Below are 18,982 nucleotides of genomic sequence, written 5' to 3' on the forward strand. Positions count from 1 at the left end.
GCTGTGGCCGAAGCAGCTGCTCATTGGTTGGATACCTTGCCGTTCGCTCAGTTCTGCTCCCTCATCGGTGTCGATGAGCGACAACTTGTATTTGTTCCCAAACCTTTTGCATAATGACATAAGAAGAATCATCGGCAGATTACGCAGATTTCGCAGATTAAGAAGCTCACGCAAAGCCCGCGAAGAGCGCCAAGAACGCCAACAAGATTTCTTCCTTTGCGCTCTTTGCTTCTTTGCGCCCTTTGCGTGAGCTCTTATCTGCGTAATCTGCGGATCATTCTTCTCAAAAGGAGAAACGTATGGACGAGGAAGAACGGGCCATCTGGGCCTTCCTGGATCGGCACTTGCGCAGCATCTTCACCCGCGACGTGGACGCCTACCGGGCGACGACGGGGGCCGACCTGTCGCTCTATGAGTGGTTCGTCGCCCCGCACCGGCAGGACGGGCTGGACTTCCACTTCTTCATGATCGAGCACAGCTGGGCGGGGACGGACGGTGATTTCCGCTACGACCTGTTGGAGCCGCGCCTCCAGCGCTACGGCGACACGGCCATCGTTAGCTACACCTTCATGCTCACCACGGCCGCGGCCGGCGGCATCCGCCACAGCCTGCACAACGAGAGCCGCGTCCTCATCCGGCAGGATGGACAGTGGCGGGTCGTCCACGTCCACAAATCGCCCGCCTGGCGCGCCCCGCGCGAGCCGGGCGGCTCGTAGTCGGGTAAGAAATGGCTACGGATTACAACACAACAATACGGATTAGGGAATAGAATGAAAGATTGAATCCGCTCTTAATCCGTGTTGTCCGCCGAAATCCGTAGCCATTTCTTGCGCAACTACGAATAACTGCCTGAAAGATTCTCCTCCCTGCCGCGTTATATAGGCAGATGACGCACCCAGACGAAGCCGCCCTGGTCGAACGGGCCAAAACCGACCCGATAGCCTTTGCCGCGCTCTATGACCGTTACGTCGAGCGCCTCTACGCCTACGCTCTGCGCCAGACCGGCGACCCGCCCGCGGCCCAGGACATCACCGCCGCGACGTTCGAGAAGGCCCTGCGCCACATCCGGCGCTTCCGCTGGCAAGAGGCGGGCGTCGCCCCGTGGCTCTACCGCATCGCCCGCAACGAGATCGCCCAGCACTACCGGCGCGGTCGATTCACCACCACTCCCTGGCGCGGGCGAGACGGCGAGGAGCCGGACGAGCCGCCCCCGCCGGCCGGTCAGGGCGGGCGGCCCATCGAATCGGCCCTGCTGCGGGGCGAGCGCGACGGCGCGCTACACGCGGCCCTGCGCCGCCTGGGCGAGGCCGACCGCGACGTGCTGACGCTACGCTTCCTGGAGGGACTGCCGACCGAGGACGTGGCCGCCATCCTGGGCTGCTCGCGCGACAACGTCTACGTGCGCCTGCATCGCGCCCTGGCCCGCCTGCGCGGGCAACTGGAGCGCCCGGAACGGGCGGAGGAGATAAGCCGATGAACGCGAATCACGAGCGACGCGAGTGGGCCGAACGATTGGAGGCGGGGCGGGCAGACGACGAGTTGTTGGAACTGGCGGCGCGCCTGAAGCGAGTCGGCGGCGAGACGCAGCCCACGCCTCCGCTGGCGTTCCAGCAGCAGTTACGGCGCGACCTGCTGAAGCAGTATGAGGCCAGCCCTAAGCGGGGGGCCGGCCTCTGGCGCTGGGCAGGATCGGCCGCGGTCGTGGGCTTGCTGGCGCTGGCGGTCGTAATGGTTTGGCTGTCAGTGGGCAGCGCCGGGCGGCCCTCATTCGGCGGGGACGCCGTGCAACCGATCACGCCCCAGATCGCCGCTACCACACAGATCGTGCCGCCCCCACTCCCCAACGTCGCCTATCTCGAGGCATATGGCACTAGCTATGGCACTAACGGAGAAAGCAACGGCCCATTCCCAGGTGGGACGCTGCGGGTGCATGTTCGCTGGCGCGTGCCGGCCGGTTTCACGGCCGTTCGCACATTCGCTCACCTGCGCGACACCGCCGGGCAGACAGTCGCCCAGGCAGACACGCCATTGGAGGGATCGGGCGAGACGCGGGAGGCCCAACTCACCCTGGCCCTGCCCTTCTCATTACCCCCGGGCGACTACCAAGTTGTAAGCGGCCTGACCGACGCCGCCGGCGCGCCCCAAACCGTGTACGAGTTCGACAACGCCGCGCTGGCCGTCGAAGCTTCGTTGGGCATCATCGTCGTGGTCGCGCCCGAACAGGCGGACAATGCATCAACCGCATCCGAGTATACCTATCTCGACTACTCCATCACCGGCGGCCTCGTCCTGGAATCGGTGCAGACCGATAGCGGCGACTTTCAGACGCAGGGCATGATGTTGCCGGGCATAGAGGTGGGAGTGGTCACGCGCTGGAGCCTGCCGCTCGCCACCGCCGCGGTCGTGCCCTTCGTCCAGTTGCTGGACGGCGAGGGCCGGATCGTGGCCCAGGCCGACGGGGGAACCCTGACCGCGGCCGAGGGGGCCGGGCAGACGGCCGTGGCGGCGACCTTGTCCTTGAGCCTTCCGACCGATCTTGCCCCTGGTCGCTATGAATTGGTTGGCGGGCTATATGACGCGGTTACGGGCGCGAGATTGCCTATCAGCACGCCTCAGGGCGAGGTCACGGCGGTGTCGCTGGATCAGTACGAAGTTCTCGGCCGGGGTTCAGCCCCGGAATTCGATGTGGTCACACCGGAGAACGCCCCGGAGAATAGCCCCCGCGTGACGGTGATACCATCGAACTCGTCAGAGTCGAGCAGCGCCGGCACAACCGTCAGCAATTTCCTTACCGTCCACGACGTTGCGCCCGCCGCCGGTACAGTCCTCAGCGGCACAGCGCCGCTGCACTTCGACATCGTATTCTCTTACGCGCTGGACAGTCTTTCGAGCGCGTTCCTGGAAGTGCAAGTTGTCGAATTGCAGAAGGGTACAACAGGGGGGCGGCGTGTGGGGCGCGCGACGGCCGAGCTGGGTGCGAGAAATGGCTCACTCGAAGTCGAGATCATCGTAGACCCCACTTCCACACTGTACGGTTTGCCCGGCCCGGCTGACCTGGGGCTTCGGTTCGAGATCAAGCCGGAGGCGACATCCGACGCATCGGATGCCATCCCACTGGTCATCGAGACGCCGGGCGATCTTCGCTGGCGCTACGAGCCGTAACCAACACAAAAGCCGGTTGGCGAGCAGTCCAACAACCGCCCGCCAACCGGCCGCTTCCCTCCGACCAACGACCCCGTTTACTTCTTCGGGATGATGATCCAGAGCAGGATGTAGGGTAGCAGCCCCGGCACGCCGCCCGGCAGCGCCAGAATTACGAACAGCAAGCGGAACCAGATGGGGCTGATGCCGAAGAACTCGCCCAATCCGCCGCACACGCCGCCGATCACGCCGTTCTGCCGGCGCAACTGCTTGTATTCGCTCGTCTCTTTCATCGTCACGTACTCCCTGCGAGACCCCTCAGTCTCGCTATATCGCTCGTAAACCTTTCAAGACACAATACGTAGGGGGGCCATCGGGGTTGCACAAAGAGATTAAACACGGATGGGACACCGATAGAACGGATTTAACGGACTGAACCCTCTTTCAATCCGTTACATCCGTATCATCCGTGTCCCATCCGTGTTTCATTCTGCCCCTTCCCGCAACCGCTCCATCAACATCGTCATGAAGCGCAGGTTGTGCACGGTCGCCAGGCGGAAGTAGAGGTTGTCGTTGAGCTTGAATAAGTGGTGCAGGTAGCCCAGCGAGTAGCGGGCGCAGGCCGGGCAGTCGCAGTGCGGCGACACCGGCCCGGCGGCCTTTACGTGCTTGTCGTCGCCCGGATAGAGGTAGGCGAACCACTCCCCCGCTCGCGAGAGGGGCGCGGCGGCCGGGTCGCGGGTGAAGACCAGTAGCCGGCCGTGCCGCGCGTCGCGGGTGGGCATGGTGCTGTCGAACAGTTGGTAGCCCATCGCCACGCAGGCCGCCACGCTGGCCGGGTGGCCGACGCCCAGGGCGTGGACGGGGAATTCCGGCGGCACCAGCTCGCGCACGTAACCGACCATCTCCTCCAGCAACTGCCCCGCCGCGTCCAGCGGCCAGCCGCCGTAGCCGTAGGCGTCGAAGCCCAGAGCGAGCAGCGCCTCGGCGCATTCCCGCCGCAAGTCGCGCGACAGCCCGCCCTGGATGACGGCCATCAGCCGCGGTCGTTCCGCCTCCGCCAGCCCCTTCTGCTCCACCAGCCGCGTATAGGCGCGCTGGCACTCGCCCGCCCAGCGGATTGTCCGGCGCACCGAGTCGGCCTGCGCCTGCGGCGGGTCGTCCGGCCCGGTGCAGTCGTCGAGGCAGATGAGCATGTCCGCGCCGTAGCTGAACTGAAGCTGGATGCTCTTCTCCGGCGTCAGGATGTACTTGCGGTCGCCGCCCGGCCGGAACGTGGCCCCACGGTCGGTGATGGAGCCGGCCTTGGGGTTCTGCCGGATGAGCGAGTATACTTGGAAGCCGCCGGAGTCGGTGAAGATGGGCCGCCGCCAGCCGGCCATGCGGTGCAGCCCGCCGAGGGCCTGGATGGTGGACGTGCCCGGCCGCTGCATCAGGTGGTAGACGTTCATCTGCACCGCCCCGACGCGGGCCGCCTCCAGATCGTCGGCCGACACCGCCCGCACCACGCCCTGCGTGCCATCCGGCAAAAAGGCGGGCAGCGCCAGCGCGCCGTGCGGCAGGTTCAGTGTTAGTCCATCAGTCATAGTTACTCATCCAGTATAGCGAGAAGAGGAACACAGAGAGACACGGAGATGGGACACAGAGTTTCACAGAGATCAGAAGCCTCTTACTCAGTGTCCCTCTGTGTAATCTCGGTGTCTCTCTGTGTTCCGCTTCCTGTTCTCCAATGAAGCGCGCCACACAACCTGCCGGGCCGCCGGCCGACTTTCTCGCCAAGATGCAAGCCCTGCTGCCCACCGGCGAGTACGACGCCTTCGTCGCCGCCTACGACCGGCCGCCGCGCGTCGGGCTGCGGGTCAACACGCTCAAGATTTCTGTCGCCGATTTTAGCAGCATCGCCCCGTTCCCGCTTGCGCCGCTGGGCGCGTGGGAGCCGGCGGCCTTCACTGTGCCTGACGACACCCGCCCCGGCCGCCATCCCTATCACGACGCGGGCCTCTACTACCTGCAAGACCCATCGGCCATGGTCGCCGCGGCGCTGTTGGCCCCGCGGCCGGGCGAGCTTGTCCTCGATCTGGCCGCCGCGCCGGGCGGCAAGGCGACGCATCTGGCGGCGCTGCTCAACGGCCCGGGCGGGGGCGCGCCCGCCTCCGCCCTGAGCCGGACGCTGGACGCGACCGGCCTGCTGGTCGCCAACGACGTGCACGCCGGCCGGGCGCGGCTGCTGGCCGAGAATCTGGCCCGCTGGGGCGCGGTTAACGTCGTGGTGACCCAGGACGAGCCGGAGCGTCTGGCCGCCGCCCTCGGCCCCGTCTTTGACCGCGTCCTCCTCGACGCCCCCTGCTCCGGCGAGGGCATGTTCCGGCGGCAGGAGGGCATCGAGTGGAGCGAGGCCATCGTCGCCGCCTGCGCCCGGCGGCAGCGGGGCATTCTGGCCGGCGCGCCCGACCTCGTCCGGCCGGGCGGCCGGCTGCTCTACGCCACCTGCACCTTCTCACCGGAGGAGGATGAGGGGGTCATCGCCGCCTTCCTGGCCGGCGCGCCGGCGTTCGCCCTGGCCGAGCCGCCGCGCTTCCCCGGCTTCGACCGCGGCCGACCGGAGTGGGTCGAGACATCGGGCAAGACGGCGGCGCAACTGGCGCGCGCCGTCCGCCTCTGGCCCCACCGCTTCCCCGGCGAGGGGCACTTTCTGGCGCTCATGGAACGGGACGGGGATGAAGCGGGCGAGCCGGCCGGCGCGTTCCCCCGTCGCCCGTCAAGCGCCAATGAGGAGCGGCTGTGGGCGGCCTTCGCCGATGAGGCGCTGTCGCTGGAATTGCCGGCCGGCCGGCTGCACGTCCACGCCAACCGCCTCTACCTGCTGCCGCGCCGCGCCCCGGCTGTCGGGCGCGCCCACCTGTTACGCTACGGCCTGCTGCTAGGGGAGTTCCGGCCCAGCCGCTTCGTCCCGGCCCACGACCTGGCGCTGAGCCTGAACGCGGCCGACGCCGCCTCGGCCGTCAGTTGGCCGGCCGATGATCCCCGGCTGCGCGCCTACCTGTCCGGGGCTGACCTGCCGGCGGCCGAGCTGCCCGCCGCGCCCAATGGCTGGACGCTGGTCGCCGTGGATGGGTTTGGGCTGGGGTGGGGCAAGCGGGCGGGCGGGCGGTTGAAGAACCACTACCCCCACCCCCTGCGCCGCCTGTAACGCAGCCTGTTAGGCTGCCTCTTCAGGCCGCAGCCTAACAGGCTGCGTTACAGCCGCACGACCTTCGCCCCGCCATTCGACTTGATAGCATTGCGCGTGTCCACGATGAGATGCGCCCGCTGCTTGATGCGCTCCCAGTCGAAGGCGCGATGATCGGTGACGATGACCACGCAGTCGGCCTCTTCGAGCGCCGCGTCCGTCAGTTCGACCGACGTTAGGGCATAGCCGTCGAAGCGCACCGCCGGCACGTGGGGATCGTGGTAGCTCACCTCGGCTCCCCGCTCTCGCAACAGGTGAATCACGTCCAGCGCCGGGCTTTCGCGCACGTCGCCCACGTCGCGCTTGTAGGCTACGCCCAGGACGAGGACGCGGCTGCCGTTGACCGCCTTGCGCTCGCTGTTCAGCGCGTCGCCCACCTTGCCGACCACGTAGTCGGGCATGTGGCTGTTCACCTCCGCCGCCAGCTCGATGAAGCGGGCGGTGTAGTTCAGCGTGCGCAGCTTCCAACTCAGGTAATGCGGGTCGATGGGGATGCAGTGGCCGCCCAGCCCCGGCCCCGGGTAGAAGGGCATAAAGCCGTAGGGCTTCGTCGCCGCCGCGCCGACCACCTCCCAGACGCTCAGCCCTAGCCGGTCGCACATCAGCGCCACCTCGTTAACCAGGCCGATGTTCACGGCGCGGAAGGTGTTCTCCAGCAGCTTGACCATCTCGGCCGTGGCTGTGCTCGACACCGGCACGGGATGATCCACGACCGTGCTGTAGAGCGCCACGGCCAGTTCCAGACAGTCGGGGGTCGTGCCGCCGATGACCTTGGGCGTGGTGCGCACGGTGTAATCCGTGCGGCCGGGGTCAATGCGCTCCGGCGAGAAAGCCAGGAAGAAGTCGTGGCCGACCTCCAGCCCGTCCCGGCTCAACCGGGGCAGGATGATCTCGTCCGTCGTGCCGGGGTAGGTGGTGCTCTCCAGCACGATGAGCTGGCCGCGGCCGGGGGGCATGTAGGTGGCGATGCACTCCGTCGAATCGACAATGAAGGAGATGTCGGGGTCTTTCGTCTTGCGCAAGGGCGTGGGGACGCAGATGGAGATGGCGTCCGCGTCGGCCAGGATGGCGTAGTCGGTGCTGGCCCGCAGCAGGCCGGCGCTCACCAGCGGCTCCAGCACGGCCGCGGGCACGTCCTCGACGTAGCTCTCGCCCCGCTGCAGGGCGGCGACCTTGGTGGCGTCCACGTCCACGCCCAGCACGTGAAAGCCTTCCTGGGCAAAGGCCACGGCCAGCGGGAGGCCGACGTAGCCCAGTCCAACAATACCCACCCGCGCCTCGCGGGCGGCGATGCGCTCAAGTAACTGCTGTTTACGCTCCATGAGTGATTCCTCGATACAACCTGCTGTGGTGGAGGCCAAGGTGACCGGCACTGCCTTCCAACTCATGGGTAATCATAACTCACTGCGCGCCGTTTTTTCCACCGCCGCGGCCGGAATTCATGCTTTTTTCGCGCCGGGAAGAAGAATCCACAGATTGAAAGAGCTCACGCAAAGTACGCAAAGAAGCAAAGAGCGCAAAGAAAGAATTCTGATTGGCGTTCTTTGCTTCTTTGCGCCCTTTGCGTGAGCTTCTTAATCTGTGGATTCCCTCTTAAAATGTCCCGACCAGCCGCGTGGCGTAGCCAAGGAGAGCATTGGGGAGCAGACCCAGCAGCGCGGCAACGGCCAGCATCAGCAGCGCCAACGCCCGCTCGCCGCGACCGGAGGGCAGCGCGGCCGGCGCGGGCAGCGGGCCGGGGTAGAAGGCGGCGCGCACCGCGGACAGCGTCGCCCACCCCAGGGCCAGCGCCAGCAGCGCCGCCGGCCAGACAGCCACTCCACCCGGCGCGGCGGCCAGCGCCGCCAGTTGCGCCCAGCGCCCGCCAAAGCCGGGCGTCAGCGGCGCGCCTATCAGCGACAGGCAGCCATACACCAGCAGCGCCAGCCGCAAGAACGCCGCGCCATACGGGCGGGTTTGAAATCCGCCCCTACCACCGTCCCCCGACCACCCGTAGGAGCGGGTTTGCAACCCGGCCCCACCACCGCCCGGCCAGCGCAGACCGAGCGCCAGCAACAACAGGCTCACGTAGCGCGCCGCCAGCGCCGCCAGGGCGATGCTCAGCCCCGCCGCGCCCGGCGCGAGGGCCGCGGCCAGCAGGAAGCCGGCATCCAGCAACAGCGCACCCGCCGCCAGCTCCCGCCAGTTGGCGGCGCGGCTCATCTGGAAGGCGGCCAGCAGGGCGGTCAGCGCCGCGCTCCAGCGCAATGCCGTCTGGAATTCGGCCGAGGCCCGCGCCGCCGGGGCCGCGTCCAGCATGGTCAGGACGAAGACGGCCACGCCCATCTGAACCAGCCCCAGGACGAGCGCCGCCGCCCCCATCGGCGCGCGGCGGGCCAACCCGCTCATCCAGATGTGGAACGGAAAGCCGCCCAACAGCAGCAGCGTCGCCAGCAGCAAGCTGCCCCACGCTATCGCCTGCCCGGCCGGGAACCAGCCGGCCACCAGCGCCGGCGCGAGGGCCAGGGCGGTCATCAGGAAGTAGCGCCACGTGGCGGCCGTGTTGGCGAACCGCCCGGCATAGAGCGCCGGCGCGACCACAGCTGCGGCGGCGACGATGAACGCCGCCCCTAGCGCCGGTGGATCGATCATCAGCGCCACGGCCAGCGGCGATAGGACGGCCAGCGCGGCCGGCGCGAGCAGCCGTCCCGCCGGCCGGAACCACTGCAAGACAAACAGCGCGCCCAACGCCGGGTAGATGAACAGGAACAGGGCGCGCAGGAACGGCGTCAATTCCAGTTCGCGGCCATAGACGGTCAATGTGTTATCGGCAAACAGCCCTTCCCCCGGCGCGGCCAGCCACAGCAGTGGCGTCAGCAGCGCTACCGCGGCCAATCCGACGCCGGCCGTCACCCGCCGCCAACGCCGCGTGAGCAGCGCCACCAGCGCCGCGACCGGCGGCAGGGCCAGCATGACCAGGGGAAAGCCCGTCTCCATTTATACGTCCAGCGCGTCGGCCGGCAGGTAGCGCGCCTGGGCCAGATAGGCGGCGACGAGGGCAACTAGCAATTGCGCGGCGACCAAAGCCACGACCATCGTGATCGACTGGTCGACCACGCTGTAGTAGAGCGAGAAGCCCGTCAGGAACAGCAGCAGCCCCACGCCCGACGGCAGCGGCTCGACCGAACCAGCCAGCCCCACTAGCCCCAATCCGGCCAGCCCCAGAATGGCCGGCTCCAGGTACGCCGCTTCTTCCGGCAAAACGGTCAGCAGCGTCCCCGGCGAGCGCCCCAGCCAGAGGGCGACGGCCAGCGCGGCCAGTCCCAGCGCCAGACGCAGCAGCGCCCGGTCGCTGACCCACAGCCGGCCAACCCGGCGGCGGCGGGCCAGGCCCAGCCGCGCCGCCTCGTCGGCGCTCAGTCCGGCCGGGGGGCGGCCCCAATTCACCTGCCAGGCGGTGACCAGCAGGATGAGCGTCACGAAGACGCCGCCAACGACGTAGACGACCGCCAGACGTGGATCGAGCACATCCACAAAGAGCAGTCCAGCGGCGAGGTACTGGACGAGCATCGCCGGCACGACGAGGCGCATGTCCCAGGCGGCGACCGCCATAAAGCCGGCCAGCAGGACAACGAGCACGGACGGCCCGCCGCGCAGAAAGGCCAGCCGGTCGAGCAGATCGAAGATAGTCGGTGTATCCATGGCCAATCAGGCGATCCACAGCAGCAGGAGCAGCAGCCCCAGCAACAGCAGAAGGCCGTTCTCTCCTTCGAGTATCGCGGCGGCGTCGGCGAATGCGCCGCTCAGGAAGCTGCCGAGCACACGCAGCCGGGCGGCCGGCGGCGCAACCGGCAGCCGCACCGCGGCCGAATCGCGCAACAGCCCGCTGATCGCGTCGAGCGGTGCGAAGCGGCCAAGCAGGAAACCGGCCACCGGCGGCAGGATCAGCACCGCCCACACTAACAGCCCAACGCTGGAGAGCTGCCCGGCGCTGTTGTGGAGCAGGCCCAGCGCCAACGGCAGCAGCGCCACGGCGGGCAACCAGACCGCGCGCGTGCCGGCGGCTGGCCCCGCTCCGGCGGCGCGGACGACAGTGACGACGGCTGCCAGCCACAGGCTCAGCAGCGCCGCCAGCGTTAAAACCAACGCCCATCCCGCGCCGCTGCCCCACGCCTCGTAGAGGCCCGTCAGCAGCGGGAAGCCGGCCAGAAACGGTAGTCCAGCCGACGCGGCGACTACCAGGGCGAGCGCGACGGCGCGCGGCCCAAAGCGCGCCGCGACCGGCGGAAGCCCGGCGGTCAGGGCCAGCAAGGCCGGCGCAAGCGCCGTCAATCGCGCACCCGCCAGGAGCGCGCCGCTCCCCACCCACACCACGCTCACCAATAGCAGCCCGGCCAGAACAAGGCGGGCGGTAGACGCCAGGCGTTCTATCGAGAATTCGCCCCAGGCGTAGATGACGCCGCCCAAAACGCTCAACAGGCCGATGGCCGTCGCCAGCAAAGCTCCCGCGTCCGACAGGCCGGGCAGACCAGCAGCCAGGACGGCCGCGCCGGCCAGCACGGGCAGGCCGTCCAGGAGCAGCGCCACACTGGTCGTTTGCGGCGCAGGGGTGCGCCTGTTCAGCGATGGCCACACCCCCAGGAGCGGCAGCGCGGCCAGCAGGGACGCCACCGGACGCGCCGCCGGGGCGACCGCCGCGAACCACAGCAGGAAAAGGGGAGCCACCCAGCGCGACGCTGCCCGCAGCATCACCGCCGGGCCGGGCGGCGCGGCCAACCCGTATGCCGCCAACCAGGTGACGGCCAGCAGCGCCACCCCCAGCACCAGACTGCGCGCCTCAGCCGCCCAGACAACAGGCATCGCCGCCGCGACCAGCCCGAAGGCGAGGGTCAGGAAGTGCGCCGGAGGCTCAACTGGATCGCGGCGAAGGAGGACGTGCAGGACAGCCGCCAGCAGTAATAGCAGCGCCGCGCCGCCCACCTGCCAGGCGGTCTCATCCATGGCCCACTGCCAGCCGGCGACGTTCAGCGAAGCGGCCGGGGTATCAGAGTCAAGGAGGAGCCTGGGAACAACCCATAACAGGCCCGCCAATAACGGCGCGGCCAGGGCAAGCGCTTGGAGAAGCCGGGGACGACGGATAGCCGCCAGAGACAGGCCGCCGGCCAGCAGCAGCAGTACCCAGGCGACAAGATAGGGTAGGACGGACATTGAAACGCGGATTCTAGACCCGAACCACACAACAGGCAACGCGCTTCACGAAGCGGTAAGAAAGAAGGGGGAAGAATCCGCAGATTTCGCAGATTACGACGGGTTGATAGTTGATAGTTGTCAGTTGATAGTTGCTAGTTATTGGTGCGACCAACGAGCTACCACTGACAACTACCAACGCTTAACTCTCAACTAGTTTTCGATGAGGACTGGATCGGCCAGATGCGGCGCGTGTTCGCCGCGCTCGGCCCGCGCCAGCGCCTCCAGGATGATCGGCAGCCGCCGCCGCGTCGCCTCTTCGCCCAGAGCGATCAGTTCCTTGTAGCTGGCAAAGCGGAAGTAGGAGCGCCCCTCCATGGGCGGCACAATGAGGCAGTCGCACTCGTTGCTGCCCTGGCCGGCGTGGCGCACTAACGTCTCGATAGCGGCGATACCCTGGCCGAGCGGCCCCAGGTAGCGGCGCAACGCGGGCATGAACACGTCCACGCCGATCACGTAGTCGGCCCCCAGCATGCGGGCCACGTCGGCGGGGATGTTGTCGGTGATGCCGCCATCCACCAGCATGCGGCCTTCCAGTTCGACCGGCGGCGCGAAGCCGGGCACGGAACAACTGGCGCGCACGGCGCTGCATAGCCGGCCGCGCCACAGTACGACGCGCTCGCCGCTGATCAAGTCGCTGGCGACGGCGGCGAAGGGAATAGCCAGGTCGCGCACGTCGAACTCGCCGACGTTGTCCTCGATCCAGCGCTCCATGCGGGCGAAAGTGACCAGGCCGCCGGCCGAGGGGATGGGCCGCGAGACGCTCCACCAGCCGGTGCGGGCGGCGATGTCGCGCAACTCGCTCACCGACAGGCCGGCGCAGTAGGCGGAGCCGATGATGGCCCCCATGCTCGTGCCGGCGACGCAATCGATGGGCACACCCGCTTCCTCCAGGACAGAGAGGACGCCGATGTGCGCCAGCCCGCGGGCCACCCCGCCCCCCAGCGCCAACCCGACTCGCATGCGGCCGTTGTTACTGCTCATAGCCCTTCTCGAAGTTGATAGTTGTCAGTTGTCAGTTGATAGTGGTTAGAGCACCCGATTACTGACAGCTATCAACTTGCAACTGACAACTGACAACCATCAACTACGCCTGCGGCCACTCGGTGGGGACTTTCATGGCGCAGGCAACGAGTTCGATGGCTGCCTTGGGCGACTTGAGGATGGTCATCATGTTGCCCTTCAGCTTCAACTGGCCGGACATGATGCCGCGGATGGGATCGACCTTCTTCTCCATGACCTTGCGCCAGGTGTCGACGGGAGCGCGCAACTCGAAGGCCACCGGCTTGGTAGCCGGGTCTTCCACCAGATAGGCGTCGCGCGCCTTGCCGTGCCAGAGGTCGAGGTAGAGGTAGGTGTCCTTGGGCATGCCCGGCCCGGCCGAGGTGATGAAGTAGAAGTCTCCTTCCCAGTTGGCCGCCGCCTTGGCATAGGCTTCGCTGCTGTTGACCGCTTGCATCAGCGCCTTGGCCCATTCGTCAGTCGCGAATTTGATCCCCATGTCTTGCTCTCCCGTATGCTATTCTCAACCCTCAATCGTACTCTGAAACGGCATCGTAAAGATAGCACAAACCGCCCCGCTTGCCTACTTGCCGCGCCACTGCGGCGGCCGGCGCATCATGAACGCCTGCGCCCCTTCCAGGAAGTCCTCAGTGCTGAACAACTGGCTCTGCGCCCACCCCTCCAGCATCAGCCCGCGGTCGATATCGGCCAGCCCATCGATGACCCGCTTGGCCATGCCCACAGCCAGCGGCGCGGCCTCCATGATCTCCGCCGCCAGTTCGTCGCCGCGGGCCAACAGCTGATCGCGTGGCGTGACGTCGTTGACGATGCCCCAGCGCTCGGCCGTCGCGGCGTCGAAGCGCCGGCCGGTGAAGATAAGCTCCTTGGCCCGCGCCGGGCCGACCAGCCGGGTCAGCCGCGTCGTGCCGCCCACGTCGGGGATCATGCCCAGGCGCGCCTCCGGCAGGCCCAGCAGCGTGCCCTCGGCCGCCAATCGCAGATCGCAGGCCAGCGCCAGTTCCATCGCCAGCCCCAGGCAGTGACCGTGCAGCAGGGCGATGGTCGGCAATTCCAGCCGCTCCAGCCGGTTCAGCACGCCCTGGTACTCATCGGTGATGGCGCGCATGCGCTGCTGCCAGTGGGGGCCGTGGCTCTGGGCCAGCCCCAGCAGGCTGCTGACGTCGATGCCGGCCGAGAAGCTTTCCCCCTCGCCGCGGATGAGGACGGCGCGCAGGCCGGGCGTGCGGTTGGCGCGGACGACGGCGGCGTCGAACTGCCGGAACATGTCGGCGCTGAGGGCGTTGCGCTTGTCCGGCCGGTTGAGGACGATCTCGAACAGGGCGTCACGTTGCCGGGTGATGACCAGGTCGCTCATGGCTGCCTCCCAGGAAAACAAAAAGGGCCGCAAATCTCGCCCCATTGTCCCACACCAGAGACAACGGGGCGAGATTTGCGGCTCAAGTAAATGAACCACGGATTCTTACGGATTGAACCCTGCCTTCAATCCGTTCCCATCCGTCAAATCCGTAAAAATCCGTGGTTAAGTTATTCTAACTCAGCCGGTAGCTGAAGGGGGCGAGGGAAACGGGGACCAGCTTGAGATGCTGCTTGGCGAATGGAATGCCGACGATGGTGATAGTCAGGATGAGCGCGCTGACCAGGTGGGCCAGGGCGATCTCCCAGCCGAACAGCAGGATCCACAACACGTTGAAGACCAGCGGCAGCAGCCCACCCATCCGCTCCTGCACCGTGACTTCCTTACCGAACGGGGCCAGCGTGGCGATGCCCAACTCGATGGCCTTGAGGCCGAACGGGATGCCAATAATAGTGATGCACAGCGCCAGGCCGCCGAGGATGTACCCCAGCCCCGTGAGCAGACCGCCGAAGATTAACCAGATGATATTACCTAACGGACTCATGACTCCTCTGATGGAGCGCGCTCTTGTCGCGCGCTCTCAGGAACCTATACGTGAGTGGGGCGCATTGGTTTCACTGGGCGGCCAACTGACTCCCCAGCCACTCGACGATCCGCGGCGTCAATTCCGGCTCGGCGCTCAGCATGTTTGTGCCGTGCCCGGCCGTGGTATAGACGACCAGTTCCGACGCCCCGGCTGCCGCCTCGTCCAGCGCGGCCACCGTATCGGCCGAGTACGGATCGTCCTCGCTGGCGACGAGCAGGATAGGCCGCGCGCCGTAGTGGGCCATCTGATCCTCGGTCGTCACGCCGCGATAGTCCAGCCCCGGCGACAATAGTACGGCGGCGCGAACGGCCGGCCGGTCGGCCGCCAGCCGCAGGGCCATGTTCGCGCCGATGCTGCCGCCCACGACGGCCGTGCGGGTCTCGTCCACGTCGTCGCGGGCGGCGAAGGCGTCCCACACCAGCGCCAGGTCTTCAGCGGCCAGCGCCCAATCCGCCGCGCCGCCCGTCTCGCCGTGACCGCGCATGTCCACCGCCAGCACGGCGTAGCCCGCGCCCGCCAGTGCGTCCACCAGCCCGGTCTCCGTCCACGCGCGCCGGTCGCTGCCGAGCATGTGCAGCAGGATGACGCCGGGGAAGGGGCCGGAGCCGCCGGGGGCGTGGAAGCCAGCCACGATGGGCAGACCGGCCGCGCCCTCGAACGTCAGCACCTCGTCCACCGGCTCGGAGGGAGCCACCGGTGGCAGCGTTGGTTCAGGCGCCGTGGTGGGCATGTCGGCCGCTGCCGTTGTGTTCGCGGCCTCGGGCGTGTTCGCCTCGGTTGGGACGGCAGGCGCGCCAGCAGCTTCGGTCGAGCCGGGGGCAATGGTCGCCGCCGGAGCGGTCGTCAGCGCTACCTCCTCGGCCGGCGCGCCGCATGCCGTCAGAAGCGCGATGAGCAGCAGCGCCAGAAACCAGATCGATCTACTTCTCATCGTGGAGATGGATTAAAGCTCGCCTTCACCAAAAGCTGCTGCAGCTTAAGGCGGTTGTATCTCTGGAGCATAACTGGGTAGCCGTTGATGAAGACATTGAACAAGAGGAACCACCCGGCCACGTCAAACCATCTCTGTAACAGCGCGTAACAAGTAAACAACAGCATCAGCACAAAGATGAACAGGTGGCCTGTCTCGGCCTTGCGCATCTCGTGGTCAAGGTGCTGCAAAGCGGGAAGCGTCTTCTCTGCTGGCATCCGCAGCGTCGGGCTGAAAATCGTCAGCGGCCCGCGCCGCACCAGTTTCTTAAACAAGCGGACGCCCAGACGTTCGTAGAGCCGGCCTGTCTCCTCAAAATGCTTGATGTCGTAGTAGCCTGGGGGAAGCGCGAGCTCGATCATCTGACCGGTGAGGGCGATCCAGGACATAGCCAACCAATTGAGAAGAAAAGCGAAGACCGGGCTGCGAAATCCGAAGGCGTTGAGACACCAGACGACTGAGAGGGCGGCGATGACCGTCACCGCCGTGAACCAGACAAGCTTCTTCAACATGATCAAGCCTCCTTGCACATCCGTATTATAGATCGGCTGTCTCGACTTTGGAAGATGCCGCCCTCAGACTATAATGACCACCAGAAGTTACTCAGTAGCACAGCCAGGAATGGCTGCGACAGAACGCGGTCAGGAATGACCGCGCTACGGCTGCCAACAGGATCGTTTGATGCACATCAACGCCAATCAGACCGGACTGGAACAGATCACCGCCGCCTTCGAGCGGGCGCGCGGGCGGGGCGGGGCCGCGCTCATGCCCTACTACACCCTGGGCTACCCCGACCGGGCCACCTCGCTCGACATCATCCGCGCCATCGCCCCGGATAGCGACCTGCTCGAACTGGGCGTGCCCTTTAGCGACCCGCTGGCCGACGGCCCGACCATCCAGCATAGCACGCAGGTCTCGCTGGAGCGGGGCGCGACGCTGGCCGGCTGTCTGGAGATGGTGCGCGCGTTGCGCCGCGACGGGGTAACGACACCCATCCTGCTCTTCGGCTACTACAATTCGTTCCTGGCCTATGGCCTGGCGGCGCTGGCCCGCGACGCGCGGGCGGCCGGCGCGCAGGGCTTTATCGTGCCCGACCTGCCGCCGGAAGAGGCGGGTGAGCTGCAAGCGGCGGCCGAGGCCGAGGGGCTGGCCTTCATCCACTTCCTGGCCCCCACCAGCAGCCCCAGGCGCATCGCCGCCGTCACCGCCGAGGCGCGCGGCTTCATCTACCTGGTCAGCGTCGCCGGTGTCACCGGCGCGCGCCAGAGCCTCCACAGCGACCTGGCCGGCTTCATCGGCCGGGCGCGCGAGCGAACGGCGACGCCGCTGGCTGTCGGCTTCGGCATCAGTACGCCGGAGCAGGCGGCGACCATCGGCCGGCTGGCCGACGGCGTGATCGTCGGCAGCGCGCTCATCAATGCCGTGGATGCGGCGGAAGATGACAAACCGGCTGCCGCCGCCCGCTTCGTCGGTTTGCTTCGCGAGGCGCTCGGTCGTAGTTAGGCGATTCATCGCCGTCTGCTTGACCGGAAAAAACGGCGATAAATCGCCTGACTACAAACTTGGAGAAGATATGACCAACCGCCTGGCCAACGAGACCAGCCCCTACCTGCGCCAGCACGCCGAGAACCCCGTGGAGTGGTATCCCTGGGGCGAGGAGGCGCTGCGGGCCGCCCACGAGGCCGACAAGCCCATCCTGCTCAGCATCGGCTACGCCGCCTGCCACTGGTGCCACGTCATGGCCCACGAGTCGTTCGAAGACCCGGAGACGGCGGCCCTGATGAACGAGCACTTCATCAACGTCAAAGTCGATCGCGAAGAGCGGCCCGATCTGGACAGCATCTACATGAGCGCCGTCGTCGCCATGACCGGCCAGGGGGGCTGGCCGATGACCGTGGCCCTGACCCCCGACGGCCGCCCCTTCTTCGGCGGGACTTACTTCCCGTCCGCGCCCCGCTTTGGCATGCCCTCCTTCCGGCAGGTCTTGCTCAGCCTGGCCGGGGCGTGGCAGGATCGGCGCGAGGAGGTCGAGCGCAGCGCCGGGGAGATCGCCGGCCACCTGCGCGGGTCGGCGCTGAGCCTCGCGCCCGGCGCGGGGGCGCTGAGCGACGACCTGTTCGACCAGGCGCTCAACGGCCTGTTGCGCACGTTCGATGCCCGCTTGGGCGGCTTCGGCCGCGCGCCCAAGTTCCCGCCCTCGATGACGCTGGAGTTCCTGCTGCGCATGCACCTTCAACGCGGCGACACAATGGCCCTCCACATGGCCGAACACACGCTGAAGCGCATGGCTTACGGCGGCCTGTACGACCAGCTGGGCGGCGGCTTCGCTCGCTACTCAACCGACGAACAGTGGCTTGTGCCCCACTTCGAGAAGATGCTCTACGACAACGCCCTGCTAACCCGCGTCTACCTGCACGCCTGGCAGATAACCGGCAAGCCACTCTACCGGCGCGTGGTCGAGGAGACGCTCGACTTTGTCGTCCGCGAGATGCGCCACGCGGCCGGCGGCTTCTACAGCAGCTATGACGCCGACAGCGAGGGAGAGGAGGGCAAGTTTTACGTCTGGTCGGCCGGCGAGATTCGCGCCGCGCTGGGGCCGGACGCCAACCTGTTCATGACCACCTACGGCGTCAGCGACGGCGGCAATTGGGAGGGGCGGAACATCCTCCACGTGCCCGCCGAGCCGGCCGAGGTGGCGGAACTGAAGGGCATCTCCGTGGAGGAACTGGAGCGGCGGTTGGCAGCGGCGCGGCGGACACTCTACGACCTGCGGGCGCGGCGCGTGCCGCCGGGGCTGGACGACAAGGTGCTGACGGCCTGGAATGGGCTGATGCTGGCCCCGTTCGCCGAGGCCGGCCGCGCCCTTGACCGGCCGGACTACACCGCCGTCGCCATCGCCAACGCCGAGTTTCTGCACGCCAATCTGCGCCGGCCGGACGGCCGCCTGCTACGCTCGTGGAGCGCCGGGGCGGGCGCGAAGTACAACGGCTACCTGGAGGATTACGCCTTTTTGGCCGATGGACTGCTGGCCCTCTACCAGACGACGTTCGAGCCGCGCTGGTTCGCCTGGGCGCGGGAGTTAGCCGATCACATCCTGGCCCACTTCACCGACGAGGCGGGCGGCTTCTACGATACGTCCGATGACCACGAGGCGCTGCTCCACCGGCCGAAGGACGTGCAAGATAACGCCACGCCCAGCGGCAACGGCATGGCCGCCCACGTGCTGCTGAAGCTGGGGCTTTACACCGGCGAGGGGCGCTATTGGGACGCCGCCGAGCGCATGGTGGATGGCCTCTACGAGCCGATGGCCCGCTATCCCAGCGCCTTTGCCCACTGGCTGGGCGCGGCAGCGTTCATTCTGGGCGAGCCGCAGGAGGTCGCCATTGCCGGCGACCCGGCGGCGGCCGACAGCCGGGCGCTGCTCGACGTGGTCTTCAGCCGCTACCGGCCCAA

The 18,982-nt window shown here is 67.3% G+C and carries 19 protein-coding genes; 7 read left to right on the plus strand and 12 right to left on the minus strand.

Features of this window, described 5'->3' with window-relative positions; translation table 11 throughout:
- Positions 1-299: 299 nt before the first annotated feature.
- The 3 genes from ACE3UY_RS14965 to ACE3UY_RS14975 all read left to right on the plus strand — a co-directional run bounded on the left by ACE3UY_RS14965 (position 300) and on the right by ACE3UY_RS14975 (position 3,162).
- The gene (locus tag ACE3UY_RS14965; RefSeq protein WP_374688304.1) at positions 300-716 is read left to right on the plus strand and encodes a nuclear transport factor 2 family protein; all 417 of its coding nucleotides are present in this window, start codon (positions 300-302) and stop codon (positions 714-716) included.
- Between the two features lie 170 nt (positions 717-886).
- Entirely contained in the window at positions 887-1,477 is a 591-nt protein-coding gene (locus ACE3UY_RS14970) for an RNA polymerase sigma factor (RefSeq protein WP_374688306.1), read from the plus strand.
- A complete protein-coding gene (locus ACE3UY_RS14975) occupies positions 1,474-3,162 on the plus strand; it encodes a hypothetical protein (RefSeq protein ID WP_374688307.1) in 1,689 nt (562 codons plus the stop codon). Before ACE3UY_RS14970 ends, ACE3UY_RS14975 begins: the two co-directional genes overlap by 4 nt.
- Positions 3,163-3,239: 77 nt before the next feature.
- Here ACE3UY_RS14975 and ACE3UY_RS14980 read toward each other — a convergent pair whose 3' ends face one another.
- The gene (locus tag ACE3UY_RS14980) at positions 3,240-3,434 is read right to left on the minus strand and encodes a PspC domain-containing protein (protein WP_374688308.1); all 195 of its coding nucleotides are present in this window, start codon (positions 3,432-3,434) and stop codon (positions 3,240-3,242) included.
- Positions 3,435-3,626: 192 nt separating this feature from the next.
- Entirely contained in the window at positions 3,627-4,727 is a 1,101-nt protein-coding gene (locus ACE3UY_RS14985; protein WP_374688309.1) for a tRNA guanosine(34) transglycosylase Tgt, read from the minus strand.
- Positions 4,728-4,870: 143 nt separating this feature from the next.
- Here ACE3UY_RS14985 and ACE3UY_RS14990 point away from each other — a divergent pair, with 143 nt between their 5' ends.
- Positions 4,871-6,331: an RsmB/NOP family class I SAM-dependent RNA methyltransferase gene (locus ACE3UY_RS14990; RefSeq protein ID WP_374688310.1), complete on the plus strand. Its 1,461-nt coding sequence runs from the start codon at positions 4,871-4,873 to the stop codon at positions 6,329-6,331.
- Between the two features lie 47 nt (positions 6,332-6,378).
- Here the strand turns inward: ACE3UY_RS14990 and ACE3UY_RS14995 are convergent, their stop codons facing one another.
- A complete protein-coding gene (locus ACE3UY_RS14995) occupies positions 6,379-7,692 on the minus strand; it encodes a nucleotide sugar dehydrogenase (protein ID WP_374688311.1) in 1,314 nt (437 codons plus the stop codon).
- Here ACE3UY_RS14995 and ACE3UY_RS15000 point away from each other — a divergent pair.
- Positions 7,691-7,939 carry a hypothetical protein gene (locus ACE3UY_RS15000; protein WP_374688312.1) on the plus strand — a complete coding sequence of 83 codons (249 nt, stop codon included), beginning with the start codon at positions 7,691-7,693 and terminating at the stop codon, positions 7,937-7,939. The genes ACE3UY_RS14995 and ACE3UY_RS15000 overlap by 2 nt on opposite strands.
- 24 nt (positions 7,940-7,963) lie before the next feature.
- On the opposite strand, the gene ACE3UY_RS15005 is transcribed toward ACE3UY_RS15000, so the two are convergent.
- From ACE3UY_RS15005 to ACE3UY_RS15045, 9 genes are all read right to left on the minus strand, one after another.
- Positions 7,964-9,346: a hypothetical protein gene (locus ACE3UY_RS15005; RefSeq protein WP_374688313.1), complete on the minus strand. Its 1,383-nt coding sequence runs from the start codon at positions 9,344-9,346 to the stop codon at positions 7,964-7,966.
- Entirely contained in the window at positions 9,347-10,051 is a 705-nt protein-coding gene (locus ACE3UY_RS15010; RefSeq protein WP_374688314.1) for a hypothetical protein, read from the minus strand. It abuts the gene before it with no gap.
- 6 nt (positions 10,052-10,057) lie between these two features.
- Complete coding sequence (locus tag ACE3UY_RS15015) at positions 10,058-11,557, minus strand: hypothetical protein (protein WP_374688315.1); 1,500 nt, start codon at positions 11,555-11,557, stop codon at positions 10,058-10,060.
- A gap of 192 nt (positions 11,558-11,749) precedes the next feature.
- Positions 11,750-12,580: a patatin-like phospholipase family protein gene (locus ACE3UY_RS15020; protein WP_374688316.1), complete on the minus strand. Its 831-nt coding sequence runs from the start codon at positions 12,578-12,580 to the stop codon at positions 11,750-11,752.
- A 103-nt stretch (positions 12,581-12,683) separates the two neighbouring features.
- Positions 12,684-13,097: an SCP2 sterol-binding domain-containing protein gene (locus tag ACE3UY_RS15025; RefSeq protein ID WP_374688317.1), complete on the minus strand. Its 414-nt coding sequence runs from the start codon at positions 13,095-13,097 to the stop codon at positions 12,684-12,686.
- A gap of 84 nt (positions 13,098-13,181) precedes the next feature.
- Positions 13,182-13,973 (minus strand): enoyl-CoA hydratase/isomerase family protein, encoded by a 792-nt coding sequence (locus tag ACE3UY_RS15030; RefSeq protein ID WP_374688318.1) that lies wholly within the window; start codon positions 13,971-13,973, stop codon positions 13,182-13,184.
- Between the two features lie 175 nt (positions 13,974-14,148).
- Positions 14,149-14,517 carry a YccF domain-containing protein gene (locus tag ACE3UY_RS15035; RefSeq protein WP_374688319.1) on the minus strand — a complete coding sequence of 123 codons (369 nt, stop codon included), beginning with the start codon at positions 14,515-14,517 and terminating at the stop codon, positions 14,149-14,151.
- A gap of 70 nt (positions 14,518-14,587) precedes the next feature.
- Complete coding sequence (locus ACE3UY_RS15040) at positions 14,588-15,490, minus strand: alpha/beta fold hydrolase (protein WP_374688320.1); 903 nt, start codon at positions 15,488-15,490, stop codon at positions 14,588-14,590.
- Complete coding sequence (locus ACE3UY_RS15045; protein WP_374688321.1) at positions 15,487-16,041, minus strand: hypothetical protein; 555 nt, start codon at positions 16,039-16,041, stop codon at positions 15,487-15,489. Before ACE3UY_RS15045 ends, ACE3UY_RS15040 begins: the two co-directional genes overlap by 4 nt.
- A 169-nt stretch (positions 16,042-16,210) precedes the next feature.
- On the opposite strand from ACE3UY_RS15045, the gene trpA reads away from it, so the two are divergent.
- Complete coding sequence (gene trpA / locus ACE3UY_RS15050; protein ID WP_374688322.1) at positions 16,211-17,032, plus strand: tryptophan synthase subunit alpha; 822 nt, start codon at positions 16,211-16,213, stop codon at positions 17,030-17,032.
- 70 nt (positions 17,033-17,102) lie between these two features.
- Positions 17,103-18,982, plus strand: a 1,880-nt coding sequence (locus ACE3UY_RS15055) for a thioredoxin domain-containing protein (protein ID WP_374688323.1), incomplete at its 3' end; no start/stop codon positions are given.

The sequence above is a fragment of the Promineifilum sp. (SeqCode) genome (assembly GCF_041918635.1).
Taxonomy (GTDB): Bacteria; Chloroflexota; Anaerolineae; order Promineifilales; family Promineifilaceae; genus Promineifilum.

Coding starts and splice junctions, on each gene's coding strand:
- ACE3UY_RS15045 (WP_374688321.1), bottom strand. CDS start 16,041: ATGTTGAAGAAGCTTGTCTGGTTCACGGCGGTGACGGTCATCGCCGCC.
- ACE3UY_RS14985 (WP_374688309.1), bottom strand. CDS start 4,727: ATGACTGATGGACTAACACTGAACCTGCCGCACGGCGCGCTGGCGCTG.
- ACE3UY_RS14975 (WP_374688307.1), top strand. CDS start 1,474: ATGAACGCGAATCACGAGCGACGCGAGTGGGCCGAACGATTGGAGGCG.
- ACE3UY_RS15035 (WP_374688319.1), bottom strand. CDS start 14,517: ATGAGTCCGTTAGGTAATATCATCTGGTTAATCTTCGGCGGTCTGCTC.
- ACE3UY_RS15040 (WP_374688320.1), bottom strand. CDS start 15,490: ATGAGAAGTAGATCGATCTGGTTTCTGGCGCTGCTGCTCATCGCGCTT.
- ACE3UY_RS15030 (WP_374688318.1), bottom strand. CDS start 13,973: ATGAGCGACCTGGTCATCACCCGGCAACGTGACGCCCTGTTCGAGATC.
- ACE3UY_RS15020 (WP_374688316.1), bottom strand. CDS start 12,580: ATGAGCAGTAACAACGGCCGCATGCGAGTCGGGTTGGCGCTGGGGGGC.
- ACE3UY_RS14980 (WP_374688308.1), bottom strand. CDS start 3,434: ATGAAAGAGACGAGCGAATACAAGCAGTTGCGCCGGCAGAACGGCGTG.
- ACE3UY_RS15000 (WP_374688312.1), top strand. CDS start 7,691: ATGAGTGATTCCTCGATACAACCTGCTGTGGTGGAGGCCAAGGTGACC.
- ACE3UY_RS15025 (WP_374688317.1), bottom strand. CDS start 13,097: ATGGGGATCAAATTCGCGACTGACGAATGGGCCAAGGCGCTGATGCAA.
- ACE3UY_RS15010 (WP_374688314.1), bottom strand. CDS start 10,051: ATGGATACACCGACTATCTTCGATCTGCTCGACCGGCTGGCCTTTCTG.
- ACE3UY_RS14965 (WP_374688304.1), top strand. CDS start 300: ATGGACGAGGAAGAACGGGCCATCTGGGCCTTCCTGGATCGGCACTTG.
- ACE3UY_RS15005 (WP_374688313.1), bottom strand. CDS start 9,346: ATGGAGACGGGCTTTCCCCTGGTCATGCTGGCCCTGCCGCCGGTCGCG.
- ACE3UY_RS14990 (WP_374688310.1), top strand. CDS start 4,871: ATGAAGCGCGCCACACAACCTGCCGGGCCGCCGGCCGACTTTCTCGCC.
- trpA (WP_374688322.1), top strand. CDS start 16,211: ATGCACATCAACGCCAATCAGACCGGACTGGAACAGATCACCGCCGCC.
- ACE3UY_RS14995 (WP_374688311.1), bottom strand. CDS start 7,692: ATGGAGCGTAAACAGCAGTTACTTGAGCGCATCGCCGCCCGCGAGGCG.
- ACE3UY_RS15015 (WP_374688315.1), bottom strand. CDS start 11,557: ATGTCCGTCCTACCCTATCTTGTCGCCTGGGTACTGCTGCTGCTGGCC.
- ACE3UY_RS14970 (WP_374688306.1), top strand. CDS start 887: ATGACGCACCCAGACGAAGCCGCCCTGGTCGAACGGGCCAAAACCGAC.